This window comes from Georgenia sp. H159, assembly GCF_035607575.1.
Taxonomy (GTDB): domain Bacteria; phylum Actinomycetota; class Actinomycetes; order Actinomycetales; family Actinomycetaceae; genus Oceanitalea.
Genome location: NZ_JAYDZY010000016.1, coordinates 1 through 21,877 on the forward strand (window position 1 = coordinate 1; position 21,877 = coordinate 21,877).

At 72.1% G+C, this 21,877-nt stretch carries 21 protein-coding genes; 14 read left to right on the forward strand and 7 right to left on the reverse strand.

The window, feature by feature from the left end; genetic code table 11:
- Positions 1-389: 389 nt before the first annotated feature.
- The gene (locus VR894_RS17355; RefSeq protein WP_324653566.1) at positions 390-1,877 is read right to left on the reverse strand and encodes an NAD-dependent malic enzyme; all 1,488 of its coding nucleotides are present in this window, start codon (positions 1,875-1,877) and stop codon (positions 390-392) included.
- Positions 1,878-2,102: 225 nt separating this feature from the next.
- On the opposite strand from VR894_RS17355, the gene VR894_RS17360 reads away from it, so the two are divergent.
- The 12 genes from VR894_RS17360 (at position 2,103) to VR894_RS17415 (ending at position 11,528) form a co-directional block, all read left to right on the forward strand.
- Positions 2,103-2,675, forward strand: a complete 573-nt coding sequence (locus VR894_RS17360) for a DoxX family protein (RefSeq protein ID WP_324653568.1) — start codon at positions 2,103-2,105, stop codon at positions 2,673-2,675.
- A gap of 106 nt (positions 2,676-2,781) precedes the next feature.
- Complete coding sequence (locus VR894_RS17365; RefSeq protein WP_324653570.1) at positions 2,782-3,114, forward strand: carboxymuconolactone decarboxylase family protein; 333 nt, start codon at positions 2,782-2,784, stop codon at positions 3,112-3,114.
- Complete coding sequence (locus VR894_RS17370) at positions 3,114-3,392, forward strand: DUF6457 domain-containing protein (protein WP_324653572.1); 279 nt, start codon at positions 3,114-3,116, stop codon at positions 3,390-3,392. Before VR894_RS17365 ends, VR894_RS17370 begins: the two co-directional genes overlap by 1 nt.
- Before the next feature lie 14 nt (positions 3,393-3,406).
- Positions 3,407-4,330: a DUF362 domain-containing protein gene (locus tag VR894_RS17375; protein WP_324653574.1), complete on the forward strand. Its 924-nt coding sequence runs from the start codon at positions 3,407-3,409 to the stop codon at positions 4,328-4,330.
- Positions 4,331-4,407: 77 nt separating this feature from the next.
- The gene (locus VR894_RS17380) at positions 4,408-4,764 is read left to right on the forward strand and encodes a hypothetical protein (RefSeq protein WP_324653576.1); all 357 of its coding nucleotides are present in this window, start codon (positions 4,408-4,410) and stop codon (positions 4,762-4,764) included.
- A gap of 70 nt (positions 4,765-4,834) precedes the next feature.
- Positions 4,835-5,113: a Sec-independent protein translocase subunit TatA gene (tatA, locus tag VR894_RS17385; protein ID WP_324653577.1), complete on the forward strand. Its 279-nt coding sequence runs from the start codon at positions 4,835-4,837 to the stop codon at positions 5,111-5,113.
- Positions 5,110-5,892 (forward strand): twin-arginine translocase subunit TatC, encoded by a 783-nt coding sequence (gene tatC / locus VR894_RS17390; protein ID WP_324653579.1) that lies wholly within the window; start codon positions 5,110-5,112, stop codon positions 5,890-5,892. Before tatA ends, tatC begins: the two co-directional genes overlap by 4 nt.
- Before the next feature lie 95 nt (positions 5,893-5,987).
- Positions 5,988-8,567 carry a DMSO/selenate family reductase complex A subunit gene (locus VR894_RS17395; RefSeq protein WP_324653580.1) on the forward strand — a complete coding sequence of 860 codons (2,580 nt, stop codon included), beginning with the start codon at positions 5,988-5,990 and terminating at the stop codon, positions 8,565-8,567.
- 7 nt (positions 8,568-8,574) lie between these two features.
- Positions 8,575-9,213, forward strand: a complete 639-nt coding sequence (locus VR894_RS17400; protein WP_324653583.1) for a DMSO/selenate family reductase complex B subunit — start codon at positions 8,575-8,577, stop codon at positions 9,211-9,213.
- Complete coding sequence (locus VR894_RS17405) at positions 9,213-10,256, forward strand: dimethyl sulfoxide reductase anchor subunit family protein (RefSeq protein WP_324653585.1); 1,044 nt, start codon at positions 9,213-9,215, stop codon at positions 10,254-10,256. The genes VR894_RS17400 and VR894_RS17405 overlap by 1 nt, the downstream gene beginning before the upstream one ends.
- Complete coding sequence (locus tag VR894_RS17410) at positions 10,256-10,876, forward strand: TorD/DmsD family molecular chaperone (RefSeq protein ID WP_324653586.1); 621 nt, start codon at positions 10,256-10,258, stop codon at positions 10,874-10,876. Before VR894_RS17405 ends, VR894_RS17410 begins: the two co-directional genes overlap by 1 nt.
- Positions 10,877-10,886: 10 nt before the next feature.
- Positions 10,887-11,528 carry a TorD/DmsD family molecular chaperone gene (locus tag VR894_RS17415; RefSeq protein ID WP_324653588.1) on the forward strand — a complete coding sequence of 214 codons (642 nt, stop codon included), beginning with the start codon at positions 10,887-10,889 and terminating at the stop codon, positions 11,526-11,528.
- Between the two features lie 46 nt (positions 11,529-11,574).
- Here VR894_RS17415 and gatB read toward each other — a convergent pair whose 3' ends face one another.
- The 3 genes from gatB to gatC are packed head-to-tail and all read right to left on the reverse strand — an operon-like array spanning position 11,575 to position 14,899.
- The gene (gene gatB / locus VR894_RS17420; protein ID WP_324653590.1) at positions 11,575-13,083 is read right to left on the reverse strand and encodes an Asp-tRNA(Asn)/Glu-tRNA(Gln) amidotransferase subunit GatB; all 1,509 of its coding nucleotides are present in this window, start codon (positions 13,081-13,083) and stop codon (positions 11,575-11,577) included.
- Positions 13,080-14,603 carry an Asp-tRNA(Asn)/Glu-tRNA(Gln) amidotransferase subunit GatA gene (gene gatA / locus VR894_RS17425; protein WP_324653591.1) on the reverse strand — a complete coding sequence of 508 codons (1,524 nt, stop codon included), beginning with the start codon at positions 14,601-14,603 and terminating at the stop codon, positions 13,080-13,082. Before gatA ends, gatB begins: the two co-directional genes overlap by 4 nt.
- Complete coding sequence (gene gatC, locus VR894_RS17430) at positions 14,600-14,899, reverse strand: Asp-tRNA(Asn)/Glu-tRNA(Gln) amidotransferase subunit GatC (protein WP_324653592.1); 300 nt, start codon at positions 14,897-14,899, stop codon at positions 14,600-14,602. The genes gatA and gatC overlap by 4 nt, the downstream gene beginning before the upstream one ends.
- A 72-nt stretch (positions 14,900-14,971) precedes the next feature.
- Between gatC and VR894_RS17435 the strand changes: the two genes are divergently transcribed.
- Both VR894_RS17435 and VR894_RS17440 read left to right on the forward strand, forming a co-directional pair.
- Positions 14,972-16,231 carry a phosphatidylserine/phosphatidylglycerophosphate/cardiolipin synthase family protein gene (locus tag VR894_RS17435; protein ID WP_324653593.1) on the forward strand — a complete coding sequence of 420 codons (1,260 nt, stop codon included), beginning with the start codon at positions 14,972-14,974 and terminating at the stop codon, positions 16,229-16,231.
- Positions 16,232-16,239: 8 nt separating this feature from the next.
- On the forward strand, positions 16,240-17,808 hold the full coding sequence (locus tag VR894_RS17440; protein WP_324653594.1) for a TrkA C-terminal domain-containing protein: 1,569 nt from the start codon (positions 16,240-16,242) through the stop codon (positions 17,806-17,808).
- A 6-nt stretch (positions 17,809-17,814) separates the two neighbouring features.
- Here VR894_RS17440 and VR894_RS17445 read toward each other — a convergent pair whose 3' ends face one another.
- From VR894_RS17445 to ligA, 3 genes are read right to left on the reverse strand one after another with little or no spacing between them, the layout of a single operon-like run.
- Positions 17,815-18,879, reverse strand: a complete 1,065-nt coding sequence (locus VR894_RS17445; RefSeq protein ID WP_324653596.1) for a MupG family TIM beta-alpha barrel fold protein — start codon at positions 18,877-18,879, stop codon at positions 17,815-17,817.
- The gene (locus VR894_RS17450) at positions 18,876-19,421 is read right to left on the reverse strand and encodes a GNAT family N-acetyltransferase (protein WP_324653598.1); all 546 of its coding nucleotides are present in this window, start codon (positions 19,419-19,421) and stop codon (positions 18,876-18,878) included. Before VR894_RS17450 ends, VR894_RS17445 begins: the two co-directional genes overlap by 4 nt.
- A complete protein-coding gene (gene ligA / locus VR894_RS17455) occupies positions 19,418-21,862 on the reverse strand; it encodes an NAD-dependent DNA ligase LigA (RefSeq protein WP_416380867.1) in 2,445 nt (814 codons plus the stop codon). The genes VR894_RS17450 and ligA overlap by 4 nt, the downstream gene beginning before the upstream one ends.
- Positions 21,863-21,877: the final 15 nt, after the last annotated feature.

A 21,877-nucleotide genomic window follows, 5' to 3' on the forward strand; every position in this document is an offset into this window, starting at 1 on the left:
TGGCACACTGTTGAGTTCTCAAGAAACAGACACACACCGCCAGAACCAGCCCACCAGGACCAGCCCCGGACCGGGGCAACCTCTTAAACTTACCCGACTGAGTTCGACGTGTCAACTTCGCTTCTGCGGCGCTGACTGCCGGTCCTGTCTGGGTGTCGAGCCTCGAACGGGTCGACGACGTTGCGTCGTTCTGTTCGGGGTTCGTCCCGCCGGGACCGGCCACCGGGCTTCAGTCCCTGGTGTCCGTGCCTCCCTTGCGGGCTAGAGGATCATAGGCAGGTCGCGAGCAGCGGGTCAAGCCGGTGAGCGAGGCTCGGACAGCGCCGAGTTTTCCGTGGGATGTCGCGGAAAAGTCGTCGCGGCGCCGAGGAGCCGGCGGGCCTTGTGAGTCACCGCACAGCCGCGTCCCCGGAGTTCGGCTGACGCCCCGGCCAGGTGACCCTGGCGTCCTCCGCTGCATGGTCCGCCGCCGCCGGCGTACGTCCTGCCGCACGCGCCTCCTCGGCCTCCTCACGGACCGCCTCGGCCACCGCCTCCGCGACCCGCGTGTCGAAGACACCGGGGATGACGAAGGACGGGTTGAGCTCGTCCGCGCCGACCACCCCGGCGATCGCCACGGCGGCCCGGCGCATCGTCTCCTGGGTGACGTCCGTGGCTCCCGCGTCGAGCAGCCCGCGGAACAGTCCGGGGAAGGCGAGCACGTTGTTGATCTGGTTCGGGTAGTCACTGCGGCCGGTGGCCACGACCGCGGCATGGGCCGCCGCGGCGATGGGGTCCACCTCGGGCACCGGGTTGGCGAGGGCGAACACGATCGCGTCCTGCCCCATGCGGGCGATGTCGTCACCGGTGAGGATGTCGCCGGCACTGACACCGATGAACACGTCGGCGTCGACCAGACCGTCCTGCAACGTGCCGGTGACACGTCCAGGGTTGGTGTTCGCGGCGATCCACTGGTGGTGCTCGTCGTTCGTCACGGTCCCGTCGTGGATCGCGCCGTCACGGTCGAAGCCGACGATGTTTCGCGCCCCCTGGGCGTGCAGGAGGCGGATGATGGCGGAGCCCGCCGCACCGACTCCGGCGACGACGATCCGGACCTCGTCGATCGTCTTCCGGACGACCTTGAGCGAGTTGAGGAGCGCGGCCAGGACGACGATCGCCGTCCCGTGCTGGTCGTCGTGGAACACCGGGATGTCCAGCTCCGCCCGCAGCCGCCGCTCGATCTCGAAGCACCGCGGCGCCGAGATGTCCTCGAGGTTGACCCCGCCGTACACCGGCGCGAGGGCCTTGACGATCGAGATGATCTCCTCGGTGTCGGTGGTGTCGAGGCACACGGGCCAGGCGTCCACCCCGGCGAACTTCTTGAAGAGCGCCGCCTTGCCCTCCATGACGGGCAGCGCGGCCGCCGGTCCGATGTCCCCCAGGCCGAGGACGGCGGTGCCGTCGGTGACGACCGCGACGGTGTTGCGCTTGATCGTCAGCCTGCGGGCGTCCTCCGGGCGCTCGGCGATGGCGAGGCACACGCGGGCGACCCCCGGCGTGTAGGCCCGTGACAGGTCACGGCGCGTGCGGAGCGGCACCTTGAGGCCGACCTCGATCTTGCCCCCGAGGTGCATGAGGAAGGTCGAGTCGGAGACCTTGAGGACCCGCACGTCCTCGAGCTCGTCCAGCGCGTCGACCACCCGTTGGCTGTGCGGTCCGTCGATGGTGTCGCAGGTGAGGTCCACCGTGAGGTGGTCGGTGGTCGACTGCGCGATGTCCACCCCGGTGACCGAGGCGCCCTGGGCGGCCACTGCCGCCACCAGCTCGCTCGTCGCGGCCTGTGAGGCCGGCGCCTGGACGCGCATGGTGATCGTGTAGCTGGGACTGGGCAGTGCCATCTCGAGCCGCCTTCTCTCGCCGGGACCGCGCCGCCCGCGGCCTCGGCCCATTATCGGCCTCCGGCCCCGTCTCCGCGCCGCCGGAGAGGCAAACGGGTAGAGCCCGGGACGAGAGTCCGAAAATTCGGGACCTTGGCCCCAAGAGTCCGACAAGTCGGACTGCCAGCATTACCTATGACACGCCTCACACAGCAACAGCACCACCTCACCGCTAGGAGAACTCAGATGACCACCACGACGCCCTCCGCCCGAGCCACCACCCCGGCTCCCAGCGGTAAGGCCATGTTCATGGACGACATCGTCACCCGGCCCGGCACGCAGTCGGTGCTCGCGGTGAGCCGCATCGCGATCGGCTTCATCTTCCTGTGGGCCTTCCTCGACAAGACGTTCGGGCTCGGGTTCACGACCCCGAGCGAGCGGGCGTGGATCAACGGTGGCACCCCGGCCCAGGGCTACCTCGGCAACCTCCCGCCGGAGCAGCCCCTCGCGGAGACCTTCCAGTCCCTGTTCCTCAACTCCTTCGGTGACATCATCTTCATGGCCGGCCTGCTCGGCATCGGCGTCGCGATGGTCGCCGGCGCGGGCCTGAAGATCGCCGCCGTGAGTGGGACCGCGCTCCTGCTCTTCATGTACCTCGTCGCCCTCCCGTGGGTCGGCGAGCACGGCACCAACCCGATCCTCGACTCGCACATCCTCGAGGCACTGCTCCTCATCATCCCCGCCGTCACCCTCGCCGGTGACAAGTGGGGCCTGGGCAAGTGGTGGGCAGGCAAGGTCGGCAACGGCTGGCTCCGCTGAGCACGAGAAGCCGGCAGCTGGGAAGGCTCCAGCTGCCGGCTTTCGCGTGTGCGCCCACCTCCGCCCGTCCCGGGTCGGAGGCGCGGTGTTGTGCCACGATGACGACATGGACGACGATGCCGCGTACCTGCCCGATGTCTACCAGTCCTTCCGTCGGCGCTTCGGCGACGTCGTGGACCGTCACGATGCGGTCGCCGAAGCCGTCGATGCCGCGGGTCCGCTGGACGAGCAGACCGTCCGCCTGGCCAAGCTGGGTATCGCGCTGGGTGCGCAGGCCGACGGCGCGGTCCGCTCCAACGTGCGCAAGGCGCTGGAGGCAGGGGTGAGCCGGGAGGCGATCGAGCAGGTCATCCTCCTCGGGCTCACCACCCGCGGGTTCCCCGCCACCATCGCGGCGTGGAAGTGGGCGGGCGAGGTCTTCGCCGCCGAGGACCACTGATGACCGGCGAGGCCGAGCGGATGGCGCAGATGTGGCGCTGGCTCGAGGCGGTGTGCGCGGAGCTCGGCATCGACCCCGAGCTCCTCGACGGCGTGACGGACGACCTCCTCGGCCTCGTGCGCGACGTCGCGCACGGGCCCTCCCGCCCCGGTGCCCCACTCACCGCTTTCCTCGTCGGCCTCGCGGCCGGCCGCGCGAGCCCCAAGCCCGATCCCGCCGTCGTCGCCGACCGGGTTGCCGCCGTCGAGCGGCTCGCCGCCTCGTGGTCGGCGCGCTGACCGACGGACGAGTCATGGCCGACACCACGAGGCCGCTCCTTCGCTGGCTCGCGGCCCACGACACCCCGGACCGGGTCGTCCTGCTCTGCGACGACGCCGTCGTTCCCACGGTCGCCCGCCGGTCCCTCGTCCTGCGGCTCGACGCCTGCGTCAAGGACACCGGCCTGGGGCTCCCGGCGCAGCTGCTCGCCGCCGGTGTGGACGTCGTCGAGGTCGTGCCGTGCCGCACGCACCCGGAGGAGACAGCCGCCCAGGTCGCGAGCTGGTGCAGCGTCCTGACCGACGGCGTCGTGCCGTTCTCCCCGCCCACCCGTCGGCGCGCGTCGCACCCGGAGGTGCTCACGCTCGGGCGGATCCCCCTGCCCCGGCGCGTGGTGCTCGGCCTGGGGGCACGGGACAGCTCACCGCTCGACCTCGAGCTCGACGACGCGGCCCGGACGCTGGCCGCGGTGCGGCTGCTCACCGACAGCGGACGGGTGTCCGCGCGTCCCGCGACGCCGGTGTCGCCCGCGGGTGGCGCGGTCCCCGCCGGCCCGGCGGCCGCGCTCTCGGTGAGCGGCTGCACCGCGTGCGGCGTCTGTGTGCGGGCATGTCCGCACGACGCCCTCGTCCTCGAGCACGACGGGGCCACGAGCACGCTCACCCACCAGCGCGAGGCCTGCCGCTCGGAGCTCGAGTGCCTGCGGCTGTGCCCGGTCGACGCGTTCTCCACGGCCGGTCCCCTCCCCCTGGCCGACCTCCTCGACAGCCCTGTCGTCACGCTGGCCGAGGTCGTGACCGCCACGTGCGAGCGGTGCGGTGCCCCGCACCCGGCGTCGGACGGTTCCCTGTGCCCCACGTGCCGGTTCCGGCAGGGCAACGTCTTCGGCTCCGCGCTGCCGCCCTCCGCCATCGCCAGGCTCGCCGCCGCGCGCCGTGAGGACGACCCCGCTCCCTGACACCCGACGGGACCAAGGCCCCGAAGCTCGCGAAAGCGACGACCGTACGCTCGGAGGAGTCGAGGGGAGCACTGTCCATGAACCTGTTCGGGGTGAGCTCGGTCGAGCTCGTCATCCTCCTCGTCGTCGTGGTCCTCACGATCGGCCCGAAGGGACTCGCGCAGGCCCTGCGCGGCTTCCGGCAGGCCGTGGGCTTCGTGCGCTCGTGGAGCGCACGGCTCCGTGAGGAGGCCCAGCGGGAGTCCGTGGACGTCGGGCTGGACGGGCTGGACCTGTCCCGGCTCGACCTGCGGCAGTACGACCCGCGGGAGATCGTGCGCCAGGCCGTGCGCGAGGAGATGGAGGCCTGGACCGCGCAGTCGGCGCCCGGCTCCGCGCCCGCCACCCCCGACCCGGGACCGAGGTCCGGACACAAGCCCCAAACCGCCCCATAGGTTGCCACTGTGCCCGCGGGCACCCCTCGCCGGTGCGACGCCCCGGCAGACTTCACCGGAGGAGAGCGACATGCGCCCCACCCACATCCTCGTCCTGCTCATCGTGCTCATCATCCTGTTCGGCGCCAAGCGACTGCCCGACGTCGCCCGCTCCGTCGGGCAGTCGCTCAAGGTGTTCAAGAAGGAGGTCGCCGAGCTGCAGGAGGACCTGTCCCCCGCCGCGACCGCACCTGCGCAGCAGTCGGCGCCGACGGGCGTCGTCCAGCCGCAGCCGGTGCAGCCGCACGCGAGCGACGTCCCGCCCCCGTCCGCCGCCGCACCGAGCCCTGCCCGCTCCCCAGAGCGATGAGCACCCGCCGACGCGCCAACCCCGAGGGGGCCATGAGCGTCGGAGCCCACTTCCAGGAGCTGCGCAAGAGACTCGTCCTGGTGCTCGTCGGCCTGGCAGTCGGCACGGTCGCGGGCTGGTACCTGTACGAGCCGGTGATGGACTACGTCCAGCGGCCGCTCACCGAGCTGGGAGCGGGAAACCCCCAGCTCAACTTCCAGACCATCGGCGCGGCCTTCGAGCTGCAGCTCAAGGTGGCGTTCTGGGTGGGGGCGCTCGTCTCGAGCCCGTGGTGGATCTACCAGATCGGCGCCTTCATCAGCCCCGGGCTCAAGCGCGCCGAGCGCGTCCACGCCCTGGCCTTCGGTGCCGTGGGGGTGCTCCTCTTCGGCGCCGGCGCGGTCAGCGGCGTGCTCGTCGTCCCCCGGGCCGTCGACGCGCTCGTCTCCTTCGTGCCCGACGGCGCCGCGACCCTGCTCAGCGCGGGCTCCTTCGTCAGCTTCTACATGTACCTCGTGCTCGCCTTCGGACTGTCCTTCCTGCTGCCCGAGATCCTCGTCGCGCTCAACTTCCTCGGCGTGCTCAGCGCACGCACGATGCTCCGCGGCTGGCGGTGGGCCATCGTCGTCGCCTTCACCTTCGCCGCCGTCATCAACCCCGTGCCCAACCCCGTGCCGATGATCATCCAGGCGCTGGGGCTCGTGGCGCTGTTCTTCCTCGCGGTCGGGGTCTCGGCGCTCCGCGACAGGGCGGCGCGCCGTCGTCGTGCGCCCGCGGCCGTCGCCGCGGCCGGCGCCTGACGACGCGGCCACCCGCTCCCGCTGGACGAAGGTCCCGCACCGCAGGAAATCGCGCTGATGTGATGAGGACAGGTCCACGTCCCAGGAGGCACCGCATGAGCCACACGACCACCGTCCGCCCCGCCGAGAGCCGGCGCGGTCCCACACGACGGACCTTCCTCAAGTGGTCGGCGGTGACCGGAGGGGCTGCGGCGCTCGTCTCCACCGTGTCCGACCTGGGGATGCCGGGCAGCTCGCCGTCGGCGGCGGCCGCGGAGGGCATGGCCGACGCCGACAGGACGGTGTGGTCCGCCTGCACCGTCAACTGCGGCTCCCGCTGCCCGCTGCGGCTGCAGGTCAAGGACGGCACCGTCGTGCGCGTCCTGCCCGACAACACCGGCACCGACGAGCTGGGCAGCCAGCAGGTCCGCGCCTGCGTGCGCGGGCGCTCCATGCGCCACCGCATCTACAACCCCGACCGGCTCAAGCGACCGATGAAGCGCAAGCCGGGCACGAGGCGCGGTGAGGAGCAGTGGGAGGAGATCTCCTGGGAGCAGGCGCTGGACGAGATCACCGACAAGATGAAGGAGATCAAGGCCCGGTACGGCAACGAGGCGTTCTACATCAACTACGGCACCGGGGTCCTCGGCTCGACGATGGCCTGCTCCTGGCCGCCGGACGCCACACCCTTCGCCCGCCTGATGAACACCTGGGGCGGGTACCTCGACCACTACTCCGACTACTCGACGACGGAGATCACCCAGGCCTACCCCTACTTCTACGGCTCGTGGGTCAACGGCAACTCCTTCGACGACGCCGCCAACGCCCAGCTGCAGGTGATGTTCGGGAACAACCCCCTCGAGACGCGGATGTCCGGCGGCGGCCAGCTCGCCGTGACGCAGATGACCCGCCGTGCTCACGGCGTGCGCACGATCGTCATCGACCCCCGGTACTCGGAGACCGCCGCGCTCCTCGGTGACGAGTGGATCCCCGTCCGCCCCGGCACCGACGCCGCGCTCGTCGCCGGGATGATCCACGTCATGCTCGCGGAGGGCCTGCACGACCAGGCGTTCCTCGACAGGTACTGCGTCGGCTTCGACGAGGACTCCCTGCCGGAGGGCGCACCGGCGAACTCCTCCTACCGTGCGTACGTCGAGGGCACCGGCCCCGACGGCGTGGAGAAGACCCCCGAATGGGCGGCCGACGTCACCGGGCTTCCCGCCCGGCGCATCCGGCAGCTGGCCCGCGAGATCGCCGGCGCCAAGCCGTGCGCCATCACCCAGGGCTGGGGCCCGCAGCGTCACGCGAACGGTGAGAACACCGCCCGGGCGATCTTCCTGCTCGCCTGCGTCACCGGGAACGTCGGCATCCCCGGCGGCGGCACCGGAGCCCGTGAGGGCGCCCAGTCGCTGCCGTTCGTCAAGCCGTTCAACACCGGGACGATCAACCCCTCGGAGAAGATCATCTCGGTGTTCTCCTGGCTGGACGCGATCGACCACGGTCCCGAGATGGACACCTTCAACTCCGGCGTGTGCGAGAAGCCCGCGCCCGGCGTCCGCGACAACAAGGTCCCGGTCGACGACGACGGCAACCCGACGAACACGGCGCTGGACGTGCCGATCAAGATGGTCTGGCAGTACGGCGGCAACTCCATCGTCAACCAGACCGGCGACAACAACCGCTCGGTGGAGATCCTGTCCGACGAGTCCAAGTGCGAGCTCATCGTCGTGTGCGACATCCAGTACACGGTCTCCGCCCGCTACGCCGACTACATCCTGCCCGGCACCTCGACCGCCGAGGAGTCCGACGTCCACCCCGGTGAGAACGGCGGACCGATGGCCTACGGGATCGTCTCGACCCAGGCGATCGAGCCGCTCTACGAGTGCCGGAGCATCTTCGACATCTGCACCGACATGGCCCGCCGCCTCGGCACCGAGCCCGAGTTCACCGAGGGCAAGAGCCGGGAGGACTGGCTGCGCGAGACGATCGAGGCGACCCGCGCCAACGACCCCGACCTCCCGGACTACGACGAGTGGAAGGAGATCGGGATCTACCGCAAGGACCTCGGACCGGCGATCTCGATGGCCGACTTCCGGGCGGACCCGGAGGCCAACCCGCTCGCGACGCCGTCGGGCAAGATCGAGGTCTACTCCTCCCGCCTGGCCGCGATGGCCGAGAAGTGGACGTTCGGGACCTTCCGGCCCGAGCTGCCGGGCGACAAGCTCTCGCCGCTGCCGGAGTTCGTCGAGACGTGGGAGGGAGCGGTCGCTGCCCGCCACTCGGAGGAGTACCCGCTGCAGGTCATCGGGCACCACTTCAAGGCACGCACGCACTCCTCCTACGGCAACGTCGACTGGCTCAAGGAGGCGCACCGCCAGCAGGTGTGGCTCAACGTCCTGGACGCCACCAGCCGCGGCATCGACAACGGCGACGAGGTCTTCGTCTACAACGACCGGGGCACCGTGCGGCTCGAGGCGAAGGTGACCGAGCGGATCATGCCCGGTGTCGTCTCCATCCCGCAGGGCGCCTGGTTCGACCCGCAACCCGCCTCCGCTGTCACCCCACCGTCCGGCGCCAACCCCGACCACCCGGTCGACACGGCCGGCTCCGTCAACTCGCTGACGTCACTGCACCCGTCGCCGCTCGCCAAGGGCAACGCCGTGCACACGACGATCGCCAACATCGTGAAGGCGTGAAGGACCAATGACTGACACATTCACCGAGGCCGGCGCCGACTACGGCTTCTACTTCGACCAGTCCGCCTGCACCGGCTGCAAGGGCTGCCAGGTCGCGTGCAAGGACAAGCACGACCTCCCGGTCGGGGTGAACTGGCGCCGCGTCGTCGAGTACTCCGGCGGCTCGTGGCAGGTGGACGGCCACACCGTCACCCCCAACGTGTTCACCTACTACACCTCGATCTCGTGCAACCACTGCGAGAACCCGGTGTGCATGCAGGTGTGCCCGACGACGGCGATGTCCCGGCGGGAGGACGGCACCGTCTACGTCGACGAGGACAAGTGCGTGGGCTGCCGCTACTGCGAGTGGGCCTGCCCGTACTCCGCCCCCCAGTTCAACGTCGACACCGGGCACATGTCCAAGTGCGACCTCTGCTACGACTACCGCGAGACCGGGCAGGACCCCGCGTGCGTCTCCGCCTGCCCCTCCCGGGCGCTGGACTGGGGCCCGATCGAGGAGCTGCGGGCCAGGTACGGCGACACCGACGCGGTCGCACCGCTGCCCGACCCGTCCATCACCGAGCCGCACCTGGTCATCACCCCCCACCGCGACGCCCAGCGGTGGGACGCCGGCACCGGGCGGATCGCGAACCCCAAGGAGATCTGATGAACACCCACGAGCTCCCGATGATCCTCTTCACGGTCCTCGCCCAGCTGTGCGTCGGCGCCTTCATCGTGCTGGGGGTCATGCAGCTGGTGGCCTCGCTGCGGCACGACCGCCAGACGGTCGAGCGGCTCACCGAACCCGTGGTCTACGCGATCGGGCCGGCGATGGTCCTCGGCCTGGCGGCCTCCACGCTCCATATGAACGACATCACCAACACGCTCAACGTCTTCCGCAACGTCGACTCCTCCTGGCTCTCGCGGGAGATCGTGTTCGGCATGGCCTTCGCGGGCCTCGGGTTCGCCTTCGCCCTCATGCAGTGGTTCTCGATCGCCACCATCCGGCTGCGCCAGGTGGTGGCCGGGCTGACCGCCGTCGCGGGTGTCGCGCTCATCTGGTCGATGTCCCAGATCTACTACTCACTCACCGCGGTGCCCGCCTGGAACACCCCCGTGGTCCCGGTCCACTTCTTCGCCACGACGATCATGCTCGGGGCGCTGGCCGCCGGCTGCGCACTCATGGCGACCGCCATGGTGCGCCACCGCCGGCAGCCCAGGGCCGCGAAGGCCGTTCCTCCCGCGGGTGGCACCCCGGGCGTCGGTCCGGTCCCGACCGGCGACGGCGGATCGCGGGCCGCGGCCGTCGCCACCGCTGTGCGCACCCGGGTCTCGCTCATCAACGCCCCGACGACCGACACGGAGTGGACCCTGACCACCCGGACCGTCCAGTGGCTGGCCCTCACGTCCGCGGCGGTGGGGGTGCTGGTGCTCGTCTCCTACCCCCTGCACGTGTCGGCACTCGCGGCGGAGGGCGCCGCCGAGTCCGCGGCGGTCTTCTCCGGTGCCTTCTTCGTCACCCGCCTCGTCCTCCTCGGGATCGCGGCCGTCGTCCTGGCGCTGTTCACCTACCGGACCGCGGGCGACACGCTCAAGGACCGGCCGCACCTCCTCACCGGTCTCATGACGGCGGCCTTCGTGCTGGCCTTCGTCGCGGAGATCATGGGCCGCTCCCTGCACTACGACTCCATGATCCGCATCGGGATCTGATGGACCTCCTCGACCAGGGCGCCCGCATCGGGGCAGCCGGGTTCGTCCTCTCCCGCCTGCTGCTGGAGGCGCCCAGCCAGGCGCTGGCGGAGAACTTCGCCGCTCCCCAGATGCGGGCGACCTGGCCGCTGCAGGACCCGCTCAGCACGACTGCGCTCGAGGCCGTCGCGGCCGACCCCTACGAGACCCTGCCGCGGGACCACGCCACCCTCTTCCGGCGTCACCCGGGGCTCGTGCCCCTGCACGAGTCGACGTGGCGCTCCGACGTCACCGACGCCCCCGCGCTGCGCGGCCGGCTGGCCGCGGAGTACCGGGCGGCCGGACTGCCGGTGCCCGCCGACGTCGACGACCACCTCGGTCACCAGGTCGCCTACCTCGCGGACCTCGCCACCCGGATCGGCCGGGCGTGGGGACAGCACGACGCGGCGTCCGCGCGCGTCGCCGCGGACGCCGCGTCACGGTTCCGCCGGGAGCACACCGACCTCGTCGTCGAGCCGATCCTCCAGGCGATCGAGCAGCACGCCCGGACGCACCTCTATCGCGCCGTCCCGGACCTCCTGCGCGGCTTCCTCACCGCGCACGCCGCCCTGTGCGCCGCCGTCGTCCCCCACTCGGAGTAAGGACCCCACCGTGTTCGACACCACCCAGCTCGAGGCCCTCGACGTCGCCTTCTCCGTCCTCGGCCGCTTCCACCTCGAGGCACCCGACGAGGAGACCCTCGCGGCCTTCTGGGAGCTGCTCGACGAGTGGCCGCTCCCCGGAACCGCGGGCGCGACCACCGGGCTGGAGCTCATGCGTACCGCCCGTGCGGCCGGGGAGGACGCGGCCACGATCCGCGCGGACCACGCCCGGCTGTACGGTCACACGGCCGTCGCGCGCGTGGCACCCTACGAGTCGGTGCACCGCGGGAAGGAGCGGCTGCTCTTCGACGAGCACACGCTCCAGGTGCGTGACACCTACCGCTCCCTGTCCCTCCAGGCGCCGCGGCTCAACCGCGAGCCGGACGACCACCTCGGCCTGGAGCTCGACTTCCTCGCGCAGTCGTGCGCGAGGGCGCTGGACGCCCTGGAGCAGGGCTCGGAGCCGGACGCCGCCCGCTACGTGCGGCTCGGCGCCGACTTCCTCCGCGACCACCTGCTCCCCTGGGCGCCCGACATGCTCGAGCGCGCCGTGGCCGCCGCCGGGACCCGGTTCATGGCGGGGCTCGCCCACCTCTCGCTCGGCGCGCTGGAGACCTACGCCGAGTTCACCGGCGTCCCGCAGGTCGCCTGACACCCGCACCCGGAAAGAACCCCGCTGTCGGCGAGGTCGGGGGCGGTCAGGCGCCGACGCGCTCCATGATGAGCTCACGGACGCGGGCGGCATCGGCCTGGCCGCGCGTGGCCTTCATGACGGCGCCGACGATCGCACCGGCGGCCTGCACCTTGCCGCCGCGGATCTTGTCCGCGACGTCGGGGTTGGCGGCCAGAGCCTCGTCGACGGCGGCGAGGAGCGCGCCGTCGTCGGACACGATCTCCAGCCCCTGCGCGACGAGGACCTCCTCCGGGCCGCCCTCCCCCGCGAGCACCCCGGCCAGCACCTGGCGGGCCAGCTTGTCGTTGATCCGGCCGGCGTCCACGAGTGCCGCGAGCTCGGCGATCTGCGCGGGCGTGACACGCAGGTCGGCCAGCTCGACGCCGTCGGCCCGGGCGGTGCGGGCGAGCTCGCCCATCCACCACTTCCGGGCGGCCGCCGGGTCGGTCCCGGCAGCGACGGTCGCCTCGATGAGGTCGAGGGCGCCGGCGTTGACGACGTCGCGCATCTCCGCGTCCGCGTAGCCCCACTCGGTCTGGAGCCGACGACGGCGCAGGCTGGGCAGCTCGGGCAGGCCGCGGCGGATCTCCTCGACCCACTCGCGGCTGGGCGCGAGCGGGACGAGGTCCGGCTCGGGGAAGTAGCGGTAGTCCTCGGCGTCGGACTTCACCCGGCCCGAGGACGTCGTGCCGGTGTCCTCGTGCCAGTGACGCGTCTCCTGGACCACCGTGTCACCGGCGTCCAGCACGGCGGCCTGGCGCGAGATCTCGTAGCGCACGGCGCGCTCGATGGAGCGGAAGCTGTTGACGTTCTTGGTCTCGGTGCGCGTGCCCAGCGGGGCGTCGGGGCTCGGCCGGAGGGAGACGTTGATGTCGGCGCGGACGTTGCCGCGCTCCATCCGGGCCTCGGAGACCCCGAGCGCGCGGAAGAGGTCCCGCAGCGAGCTGACGTACGCGCGGGCGACCTCGGGGGCACGCGCCCCGGTCCCCGTGATCGGTCGGGTGACGATCTCGACGAGCGGCACGCCGGCGCGGTTGTAGTCGACCAGCGAGTGCTCGGCGCCGTGGATCCGGCCTCCCGCGCCGCCGACGTGGGTGTTCTTGCCGGCGTCCTCCTCCATGTGCGCCCGCTCGATCGCGACGGGCACGACGGTGCCGTCCTCGAGCTCGACGTCGACGGCGCCGTCGAAGGCGATCGGCTCGTCGTACTGGGAGGTCTGGAAGTTCTTCGGGACGTCCGGGTAGAAGTAGTTCTTCCGGGCGAAGCGGCAGGTCTCGGCGATCTCGCAGCCGAGGGCCAGCCCGATCCGGATGGCGTACTCGACCGCGAGGCGGTTGACCACAGGCAGCGTCCCGGGCAGCCCGAGGGAGACCGGCGTGGTGTGGGAGTTGGGCGCGCCGCCGAAGTCGTTGGGCGCGCCGTCGAACATCTTCGACGCGGTCCCCAGCTCGACGTGGACCTCGATCCCGATCACGGGGTCGTACCGGGTGACGGCGTCGTCGAAGTCGACGAGCGCGGGCGTGGTCGCGGTCATCGGGCGGCCTCCTGGGAGACGGTGGCGGGCAGCTGCGGGGCGTCCGCGAGGAGCGGGTGGCCGCGGCGCTCGTCGAGCATGCGCTCGAGCACCGCCCCGACCCGGTAGAGCCGGGCGTCCTCGCGGACCGGCGCGAGGGCCTGGAAGCCGACCGGCAGACCGTCGTCACTCAGCCCGCTCGGCACCGAGATGCCGGGCACGCCGGCGAGGTTGGCGGGGATGGTGGCGACGTCGTTGAGGTACATCGCCATCGGGTCGGCGAGCTTCTCCCCGAACCGGAAGGCGGTCGTCGGCGTCGTCGGCGAGACGAGGACGTCGGCCTGCTCGAAGGCCGCGGCGAAGTCGCGCTGGATGAGCGTGCGCACCTTCTGCGCGCTGCCGTAGTAGGCGTCGAAGTAGCCCGCGGACAGGGCGTGGGTGCCCAGGATGATCCGGCGCTTGACCTCGTCACCGAAGCCGGCGCCGCGGGTCGCCGCCATGACGCGCTCGGCGGTCAGCGGGCCGTCGGTGGGCTCGACGCGCAGGCCGAAGCGCATGCCGTCGAACTTGGCGAGGTTGGAGGACGCCTCCGCCGGGAGGATGAGGTAGTAGGCGGCGAGCGCGTAGCTGAAGCTCGGGCAGGAGACCTCGACGATCTCCGCGCCGGCCTCGCGCAGCAGCTCGAGGGACGCGGAGAAGCTCGCCTCGACGCCGGCCTGGTAGCCCTCGCCGCGGAGCTCGCGGACCACACCGACGCGCAGACCGCGCAGGTCCTGGGCCTCCGTCGCGGCGACGAGGTCGCCGACGGGGTCGGGCAGGGAGGTCGAGTCGCGGGGGTCGTGGCCACCGATGAGCTCGTGCAGCAGGGCGGAGTCGAGGACGGTGCGCGCGACCGGTCCGGCCTGGTCGAGGCTGGAGGCGAGCGCGATGAGGCCGTAGCGGGAGACCCCGCCGTAGGTCGGCTTCACGCCCACGGAGCCGGTGACGGCGGCCGGCTGGCGGATGGACCCGCCCGTGTCGGTCCCGATGGCGAGGGGCGCCTCGAACGCGGCGACCGCGGCGGCGGAGCCACCGCCGGAGCCGCCGGGGATCCGCTCGAGGTCCCAGGGGTTGCGCGTGGGTCCGTAGGCGGAGTGCTCGGTGGAGGAGCCCATGGCGAACTCGTCGAGGTTCGTCTTGCCGAGGATCGGCAGTCCGGCGGCGCGCAGCCGCTCGACGATCGTCGCGTCGTAGGGCGGGAGCCACCCCTCGAGCATCTTCGAGGCGGCGGTCGTGGGCTGCCCCCTGGTGACGACGACGTCCTTGACCGCGATCGGGACGCCGGCGAGCGGGTGCAGCTCGGCGCCGGCAGCCCGGCGCTCGTCCACGTCGCGGGCCGTGGCCAGCGCCTCCTCGCCGTTGACGTGGAGGAAGGCGTGGACTGCGCCGTCCACCTCGGCGATGCGCTCGAGGTGCGCCTGCGTCACCTCGACGGCGCTGACCTCGCCCGCGCGCAGGCGCTGCGACAGCTGGGCGGCGGTGGCGGTGGTGAGCTCGCTCATGCGTCCTCCCCCAGGATCTGCGGCACGACGAACTGACCGTCCTCGCTCGCCGGTGCACCGGAGATGGCGTCCGCGACGGAGAGCGGCTGCTCGACGACGTCCTCGCGCATGACGTTGGTCAGCGGGATGGGGTGGCTGGTGGCCGGCACGTCCGGACCGACGGCCTCACTCACCTGGGCGACGGCCTGGGCGATGACGTCGAGCTCGCCCGCGAGGCGCTGGACCTCGTCCTCGGTGAGCTCGATCCGGGCCAGCGTGGCCACGCGAGCGACCTCGGCTGCAGAGATGGTGGACATGGCTGTCGAGTCTAACGCTCCCCGTCGGTGGCGAAGCGCCCACGTCCGGCACCGCTCCTCTAAGTTGGGGGCATGACGCTGAGCACGGTCCGACGCTGGTTACGTCCCCGGGTGCGGACCGTGGTGACGTGGGGGGTCCTCGGCCTGGCCGGCGCCCAGCTGGCCGCTGCCGCCACCGTCTGGGGAGTGGACTCCCTGCGCAAGCGCCGCGAGCCTCCCGGGGGTGACTTCCCCCGGACCGAGCCGGCAGCAGTGGGCGTCGCGGACTCCGAGCTCACGGTCTACACCTACGGCGAGGACCTGTACTCGGCGATGCTGGAGGCGATCCGCGGCGCGCGCGAGTACATCTTCTTCGAGACCTTCATCTGGAAGGACGACGCCGTCGGCCAGGAGTTCAAGCGGGAGCTGCTCGCGGCCGCCGAGCGCGGTGTCGAGGTGTTCGTCGTCTTCGACTCGTTCGGCAACCTCGTCGTGCCACGGTCCTTCAAGACCTTCCCCGACACGGTCCACACGCTGAAGTTCCCGCTGTGGCGGCCGGGCATCCTCACCCTCAACATGCGCAAGGTGGGCCGCGACCACCGCAAGATCCTCGTCGTCGACGGCGAGCTGGGCTTCGTGGGCGGGTACAACGTCGGCGAGCTCTACGCGACGCAGTGGCGCGACACCCACCTGCGGATCTCGGGCCCGGCCGTCTGGGAGCTGGACAACGCCTTCGTCGACTTCTGGAACGACCACCGGCGCCCCCACCACCCCGAGCTCGAGGACCGCGGCGCCATGTCGTGGGACTCGCGCATCCGGGCCGCGCGCAACTCACCCTCCGCGCTGCTCTTCCCGGTACGGGGCGCCTACATCAACGCGATGGACCGGGCGCGGCAGCACGTCTACCTCACGCAGGGCTACTTCATCCCGGACCCCGAGTTCCTCGACTCGATGCTCAGCGCGGCACGGCGCGGAGTGGACGTGTCCGTCCTCATCCCCGAGGTGTCCAACCACGTCCTGTCCGACTGGGTGGCCCGGTCCTTCTACGACCGGCTGCTCCGCGGCGGGGTGCGGATCTGGCTCTACCAGGGCGCGATGGTCCACGCGAAGACCGCGACCGTCGACGGACGCTGGACGACCATCGGGACGACGAACATCGACCGCATGTCGATGCTCGGCAACTTCGAGATCAACGTGGAGATCCACGACAAGGACCTCGCCGCCCAGATGGAGGACATCTTCGCGACCGACCTCACCAACGCCCGCCGCCTCACGATCGAGGAGTGGGAGCGGCGCCCGTTCCTCGCGCGGGTCGGCGAGGAGCTGCTCCACCCGCTGCGCTGGCTGTTCTGAGGACCGCCGTGCTCGACCTCCTCGCCGCGGCGCCCCTGCTCACGCTGCTGCTCGTCGTCGCCGTCGGCACGCTGCTCGGGGCGGTGCCCTTCGGACCGGTGCGCTTCGGCGCCGCGGGCGCCCTGTTCATCGGTCTGGCCGTCGGCGCACTCGACCCACGCCTCGGAGAGGGTCTAGGACTCATCCAGAGCCTGGGGCTGGCGCTGTTCGTCTACACCGTCGGGCTGTCGGCCGGCCACAGCTTCTTCCGCGACCTGCGCAGCCAGCTGCCGCTCATGGCGGTGTCCGTGGGCGTCCTCGGCCTCGTCGCCGGGGCCGCGGTGCTCGGCGCCCGCTGGGCGGGCATCCCTCCGGCGATGGCCGGCGGTGCCTACGCGGGCGCGCTCACGTCCACCCCCGCCCTCGCCGCCGCGACGACAGCGGCCGGCAGCGGGGAGCCCGCCGTCGGCTACTCGCTGGCCTACCCGATGGGCGTCATCCTCACCATCGTCGTCGTCGCCGTCGTCATCTCCCGGCCCTGGCCCTCGCCACGCGACCCCGAGCCGGCGGCCGGGATCGAGCTCGTCGACGTCAGCGCGCAGGTCGAGCGACCCGGGCCGATGCACGACATCCCCGGGTACGTCGACGGCACGGTCCGCCTGTCCTACCTCGAACGCGACGGGCGCACCCGCGTCGTCGACGCCGACGAGCACCTCGAGGTCGGGGACCGGGTCGTCGTCGTCGGGGGCCGCGAGGCGGTCGAACGCGCGGTGGAGCACCTCGGGCGCCGGGTCCACCGCCACCTCGCGCACGACCGCTCGGTGGTGCACTTCCGCCGGTTCATCGTGTCGAACCCGGCGCTGGCCGGGCGGACCGTCCGTGAGCTCGACGTGCCGGGCCGCTTCCACGGGGTCGTCACCCGCATCCGCCGCGGCGACACCGACGTCCTCGCCCACGAGGACCTCGTCCTCCAGCTCGGCGACCGTGTCCGGGTGGTCTTCCCGCGCGGGCGCCTCACCGAGCTCTCCGAGCTGTTCGGCGACTCCGAGCGGAAGGTGAGCGAGATCGACCCGCTGTCGCTCGGGACGGGCATCGCCGCCGGCCTGCTCCTCGGCCTCGTCACCGTGCCGCTGCCCGGCGGCGTGGCGTTCGCGCTGGGGTCGGCCGCCGGGCCGCTCGTCGTCGGGATGGCGCTCGGCCGGGTCGACCGGACCGGACCGGTCGTGTGGACGCTGCCCGTCTCGGCGAACCTCACCCTCCGGCAGCTCGGGCTGCTGCTCTTCCTCGGCGCGACGGGTCTCGCCTCCGGGCAGGCGTTCGCCGCGCAGGCGTTCACGCCGCTCGGGCTGCGGGTGGTGCTCGTCGGAGCAGCGGTGGTGGCGCTGGCCGCGGTCGCCTTCGTGGGGGCCTCGCGTCTGCTGGGGCAGAGCACCGCCCGGACGGCGGGGGCACTGGCGGGCTTCGTCGGGCAGCCGGCGATCCTCGCCTACGTGGGCAACCGGATGACCGACGTGCGGGTGGACTCGGGCTACGCGTCGATGTTCGCGCTCGGGATCATCGTCAAGATCCTGCTGGTCCAGGTGGTCGTGACGGTCTGAGGACCGTCAGCGCAGGCGCAGCCGGACACGCTGGCCCGGGCCGATGCGGTCGAGCAGGTCGCGGTCCTCGGCGACGACGTGCCCGACGACGTTGACGGTCGCGTCCGCCGGCAGGTCCCGCCGCTGGACGGCGATCTCGCCCTTGTAGCGGCCCGCGGCGTCGTTGTCGACGGTCACCGAGCCGAGGGCCCGTCCCACGGTGGCCACCGGCGGGACCGCGACGTCGGCGAGCGCACCGCGTGCCCCTTCCAGGCGGACCATCGCGGCGGCGTCGTCGGTGCGGTTGCGGTCGGTGACCGCGAGCCGGTGGGCGACGGCTTCCGGCACGGGCGCCGTGAGCTCGACCTCGAGCTCGACGACGTCCTCCAGCGCCCACGTCCGCCAGGCCCGACGGGTGCGCTCGGACAGCGACGGGTCGCCGATGAACACGTCGTCGACGCCGAGGCGGCGCAGGTCGATCGCTGCCGCGACCGGGTGGAGGTCGCGGTGGCGCTCGAGGGTGGGCAGCCCGAAGCCGAGCGGGATGCGGCGCACCCCGTCGCCGGGCACCCACGCCTGGACCGTAAGACCCATCCCGTGGAACATCGCGGTCTGCTCGGCGAGGAACTCGTCCGACAGGCCGGTCCAGGGCTTGGGGTAGAAGTTGTGCGAGATGCCGATGCCCTCGGTGCTCATGCCCATGCCGACGAGCCGTTCGAAGTCGCCGGGGGTCGCGGTGGAGGCGTTGAACCAGACCGGGACGGACCGGGACAGCGCGACGATGTCCTCGTCGCTGATCCCGTAGTCCACGCGCAGGGCGGTCACGCCCCACTCGCGCATGGTCCCCGCCGTCGAGACGTCGAGCCCGACGGCCGCGAGCGAGGGCCCGGAGATGTCGACGACCAGCCCGAGCCCGGAGTCCTGGGCCAGCGCGCCGACGCGCTGCATGCGTGCCCGGAAGTCGCCCTCGGGCTCCTCGGGCACGTGCAGGGAGCCGAAGAGCACGGTGAAGCCGTCCTCGCGGGCGCTGGCGCACACCTGCTCGGCGACCTCGAGGTGGCGGAAGTAGGCGGACAGACCGAAGCTCGTCACGAGGTCTCCTTGAGGGGCAGGCGGTAGACGCTGAGGGTGGGGGCGGTGCCGTCGGCGAGGGCCTGGGGGTCCCAGTCGGCCACCCAGTCCCGCTCGACGACCCGGTCGAAGCCGTAGCGCTGGTAGACCCGGTGCGCCGCGGACATGGCGGGCAGGGAGGACAGGACGAGCGCGTCGTAGCCGCCGGCTCGTCCCACCTCCTCGGCGGCGGCGAGGAGTGCCAGGGACACCTTGCGCCCCTGGTGCTGCGGCGCGACGGCGAGCATGCGGATCTCCAGCTCGCCCGCGACCGCCACCTCCGCCTCGGGTGTGCCGGCCTCGACGAGGGTGAGGCCGCCGAGGACCTCCGCGTCGTCGTAGGCGGCGAGGACGGCGACGACGTGGGGCAGCCGTCCGGCGACGTCACGCAGCTGCCCGACGTACCGGTCCCCGGGGTCCAGCACGTCCCCCGCGACGTACGCCTCGGCCAGGACACGGCCCAGGTCCCCGGCGTCGGCGGGGTCGACGGTGCGCACGGCGACCGTGGAGGCGGGCGCGGTCACTCGGCACCGCCGTCGGGGGTGACGGCCTCCCGGCCGCCGGCGAGGAGCGCCTCGAAGCCTGCCTCGTCGAGGATGGGGCGGCCGAGCTCGCGGGCCTTGTCCTCCTTGCTGCCGGCGTTCTCGCCGACGACGACGAAGTCGGTCTTCTTCGACACCGAGCCGGAGGCCTTGCCGCCCCGGGCGATGATCGCCTCCTTGGCGCTGTCGCGGGAGAAGTTCTCCAGCGAGCCGGTGACGACGACCGTCATGCCCTCGAGCGTGCGGGGGACGGACTCGTCGCGCTCGTCGGCCAGTCGGCGGCCCGAGCGCTCCCACGCGCGCTCCCACGCGGAGACGACGTCGAGGTGCCAGTTCGGCTCGTCGCCCGCCTCCGGCTCGGCGAACCAGTCCTTCACCGCCTCGGCGATCGTGGGACCCACACCGTCGACGGCCGCGAGTCTCTCGACGGTTGCGGAGCGGATCTCCTCGACGGAGCCGAGCTCCGTGGCCAGGGCACGAGCAGCCGTCGGTCCCACGTGCCGGATCGACAGGGCGACGAGCACCCTCCACAGCGGCTGCGACTTGGCCTTCTCCAGCTCCTCGATCATGCGCACCGTGTTGGCCTTGGGGCCACCGGGCTCGGTGCGGGCCTCCCGCGTGCGGGTGGCGGGGTGGTGCTTGTCCTCGGTCCAGAAGTAGCGACGCAACGCCCACCTGCCGGTGGGCTCGCCGTCCTTGCGGATCTCGTACCAGGTCCGCACGTCGGCGAGGTCGTCGACGGTGAGGTCGAAGAGCCCTGCCTCCGAGGTGAGGACGGGGCGCTGCGGGCGCGGGACGCCGAGCGCAGCCAGCGCGTCCTCGTCGTCGGGAAGATGCTGGCCCTCGGCCAGCTCGACGGTGCCCTCCTCCGTCTCGATCACGCCACCCGCCGCGAGGGCGTCCAGCGCCGACTGCCGACGGGCGTCGGGGTTCGTCAGGGCCAGGGCCGCCTCCTCGCCCAGCGCCTCGATGTCCAGGGCGCCGCGCGAGGCGATGAACTCCACGCGCGCCGACAGCTGGGCCGGGCAGTGCTGGGCGTTGGGGCAGCGCAGGTCGACGTCGGACTCCTTGGCGGGGGCCAGCGGCGTGCCGCACGAGGGGCAGTCGGCGGGCATGACGAACTCGCGCTCGCTGCCGTCACGGAGGCCGACGACGGGCGCGACGATCTCCGGGATGACGTCCCCCGCCTTGCGGAGCACGACGGTGTCCCCGATCCGCACGCCCTTGCGCCTCACCTCGTTCGCGTTGTGGAGGGTGGCCATGGCGACGGTCGAGCCGGCCACGACGACGGGCTCCATGACGCCGTAGGGCGTCACGCGCCCGGTGCGCCCGACGTTGACGCGGATGTCCAGCAGCTTGGTGGTGACCTCCTCCGGCGGGTACTTGTAGGCCACCGCCCAGCGCGGCACCCGGGACGTCGCACCGAGCTGGCGCTGGAGGGAAAGGTCGTCGACCTTCACGACGATCCCGTCGATCTCGTGTACACCGTCGTGCCGGTGCTCACCCTGGTAGGCGATGAGCTCCTCGAGCTCCGCACGGCTGCTGACACGGCGGGTCTCGGACGAGACAGGCAGGCCCCAGGCCGCGAGCCGCTCGTACATGCCGTGCTGGGTGGTGGGCCGGTCCGCGGCGGGGACGGCACCCCAGTCGACCGCTCCCACGCCGTGGGCGATCATGTCCAGCCTGCGAGCCGCGGTGACGCGCGGGTCCTTCTGCCGCAGTGAGCCGGCCGCGGAGTTGCGCGGGTTCGCGAAGGGCGCCTTGCCGGCGGCGACGAGGGAGGCGTTGAGCTCCTCGAATGCGGCGACCGGGAAGAACACCTCCCCGCGGACCTCGATGAGGGCCGGGTGGTCGCTGCCGGCGAGGGTGGCAGGCACGGAGTCGATCGTGCGCACGTTGAGGGTGACGTCCTCCCCCACCCGGCCGTCGCCCCTGGTGGCCGCGCGGACCAGGCGTCCGTCCTCGTAGCTGAGGTTGACGGCAAGCCCGTCGATCTTCAGCTCAGCGGTGAAGGCCACGTCGGTGCGGCCGATCTCCGCCTGGACGCGGGCCACCCACTCGGCGAGCTCCTCGAGGGAGAAGACGTCCTCGAGGCTCATCATCTGCTGGCGGTGCTCGACGGTGTCGAACTCGGTCGAGTAGGTGCCTCCGACGCGCTGGGTGGGCGAGTCCGGGGTGCGGAGGTCCGGGTGCTGCTCCTCGAGCTCCTCCAGCTCGCGGAACATGGCGTCGAACTCGGCGTCGGAGATCGTGGGCGCGTCACGGACGTAGTAGGCGAACTGCGCCGACTCGACCTGCTCGGCGAGGTCCGTCCAGCGCTCCCGGGCCTCGGGCGGGGCGTGTCCCGCGTCCCGCGCGGGCGCACTCGTGGGGAGACCGGTGGCTGCGTCGTCGTGACTCGTGGTGCTCACGACCCGAATCATGCCTGGCACCACCGA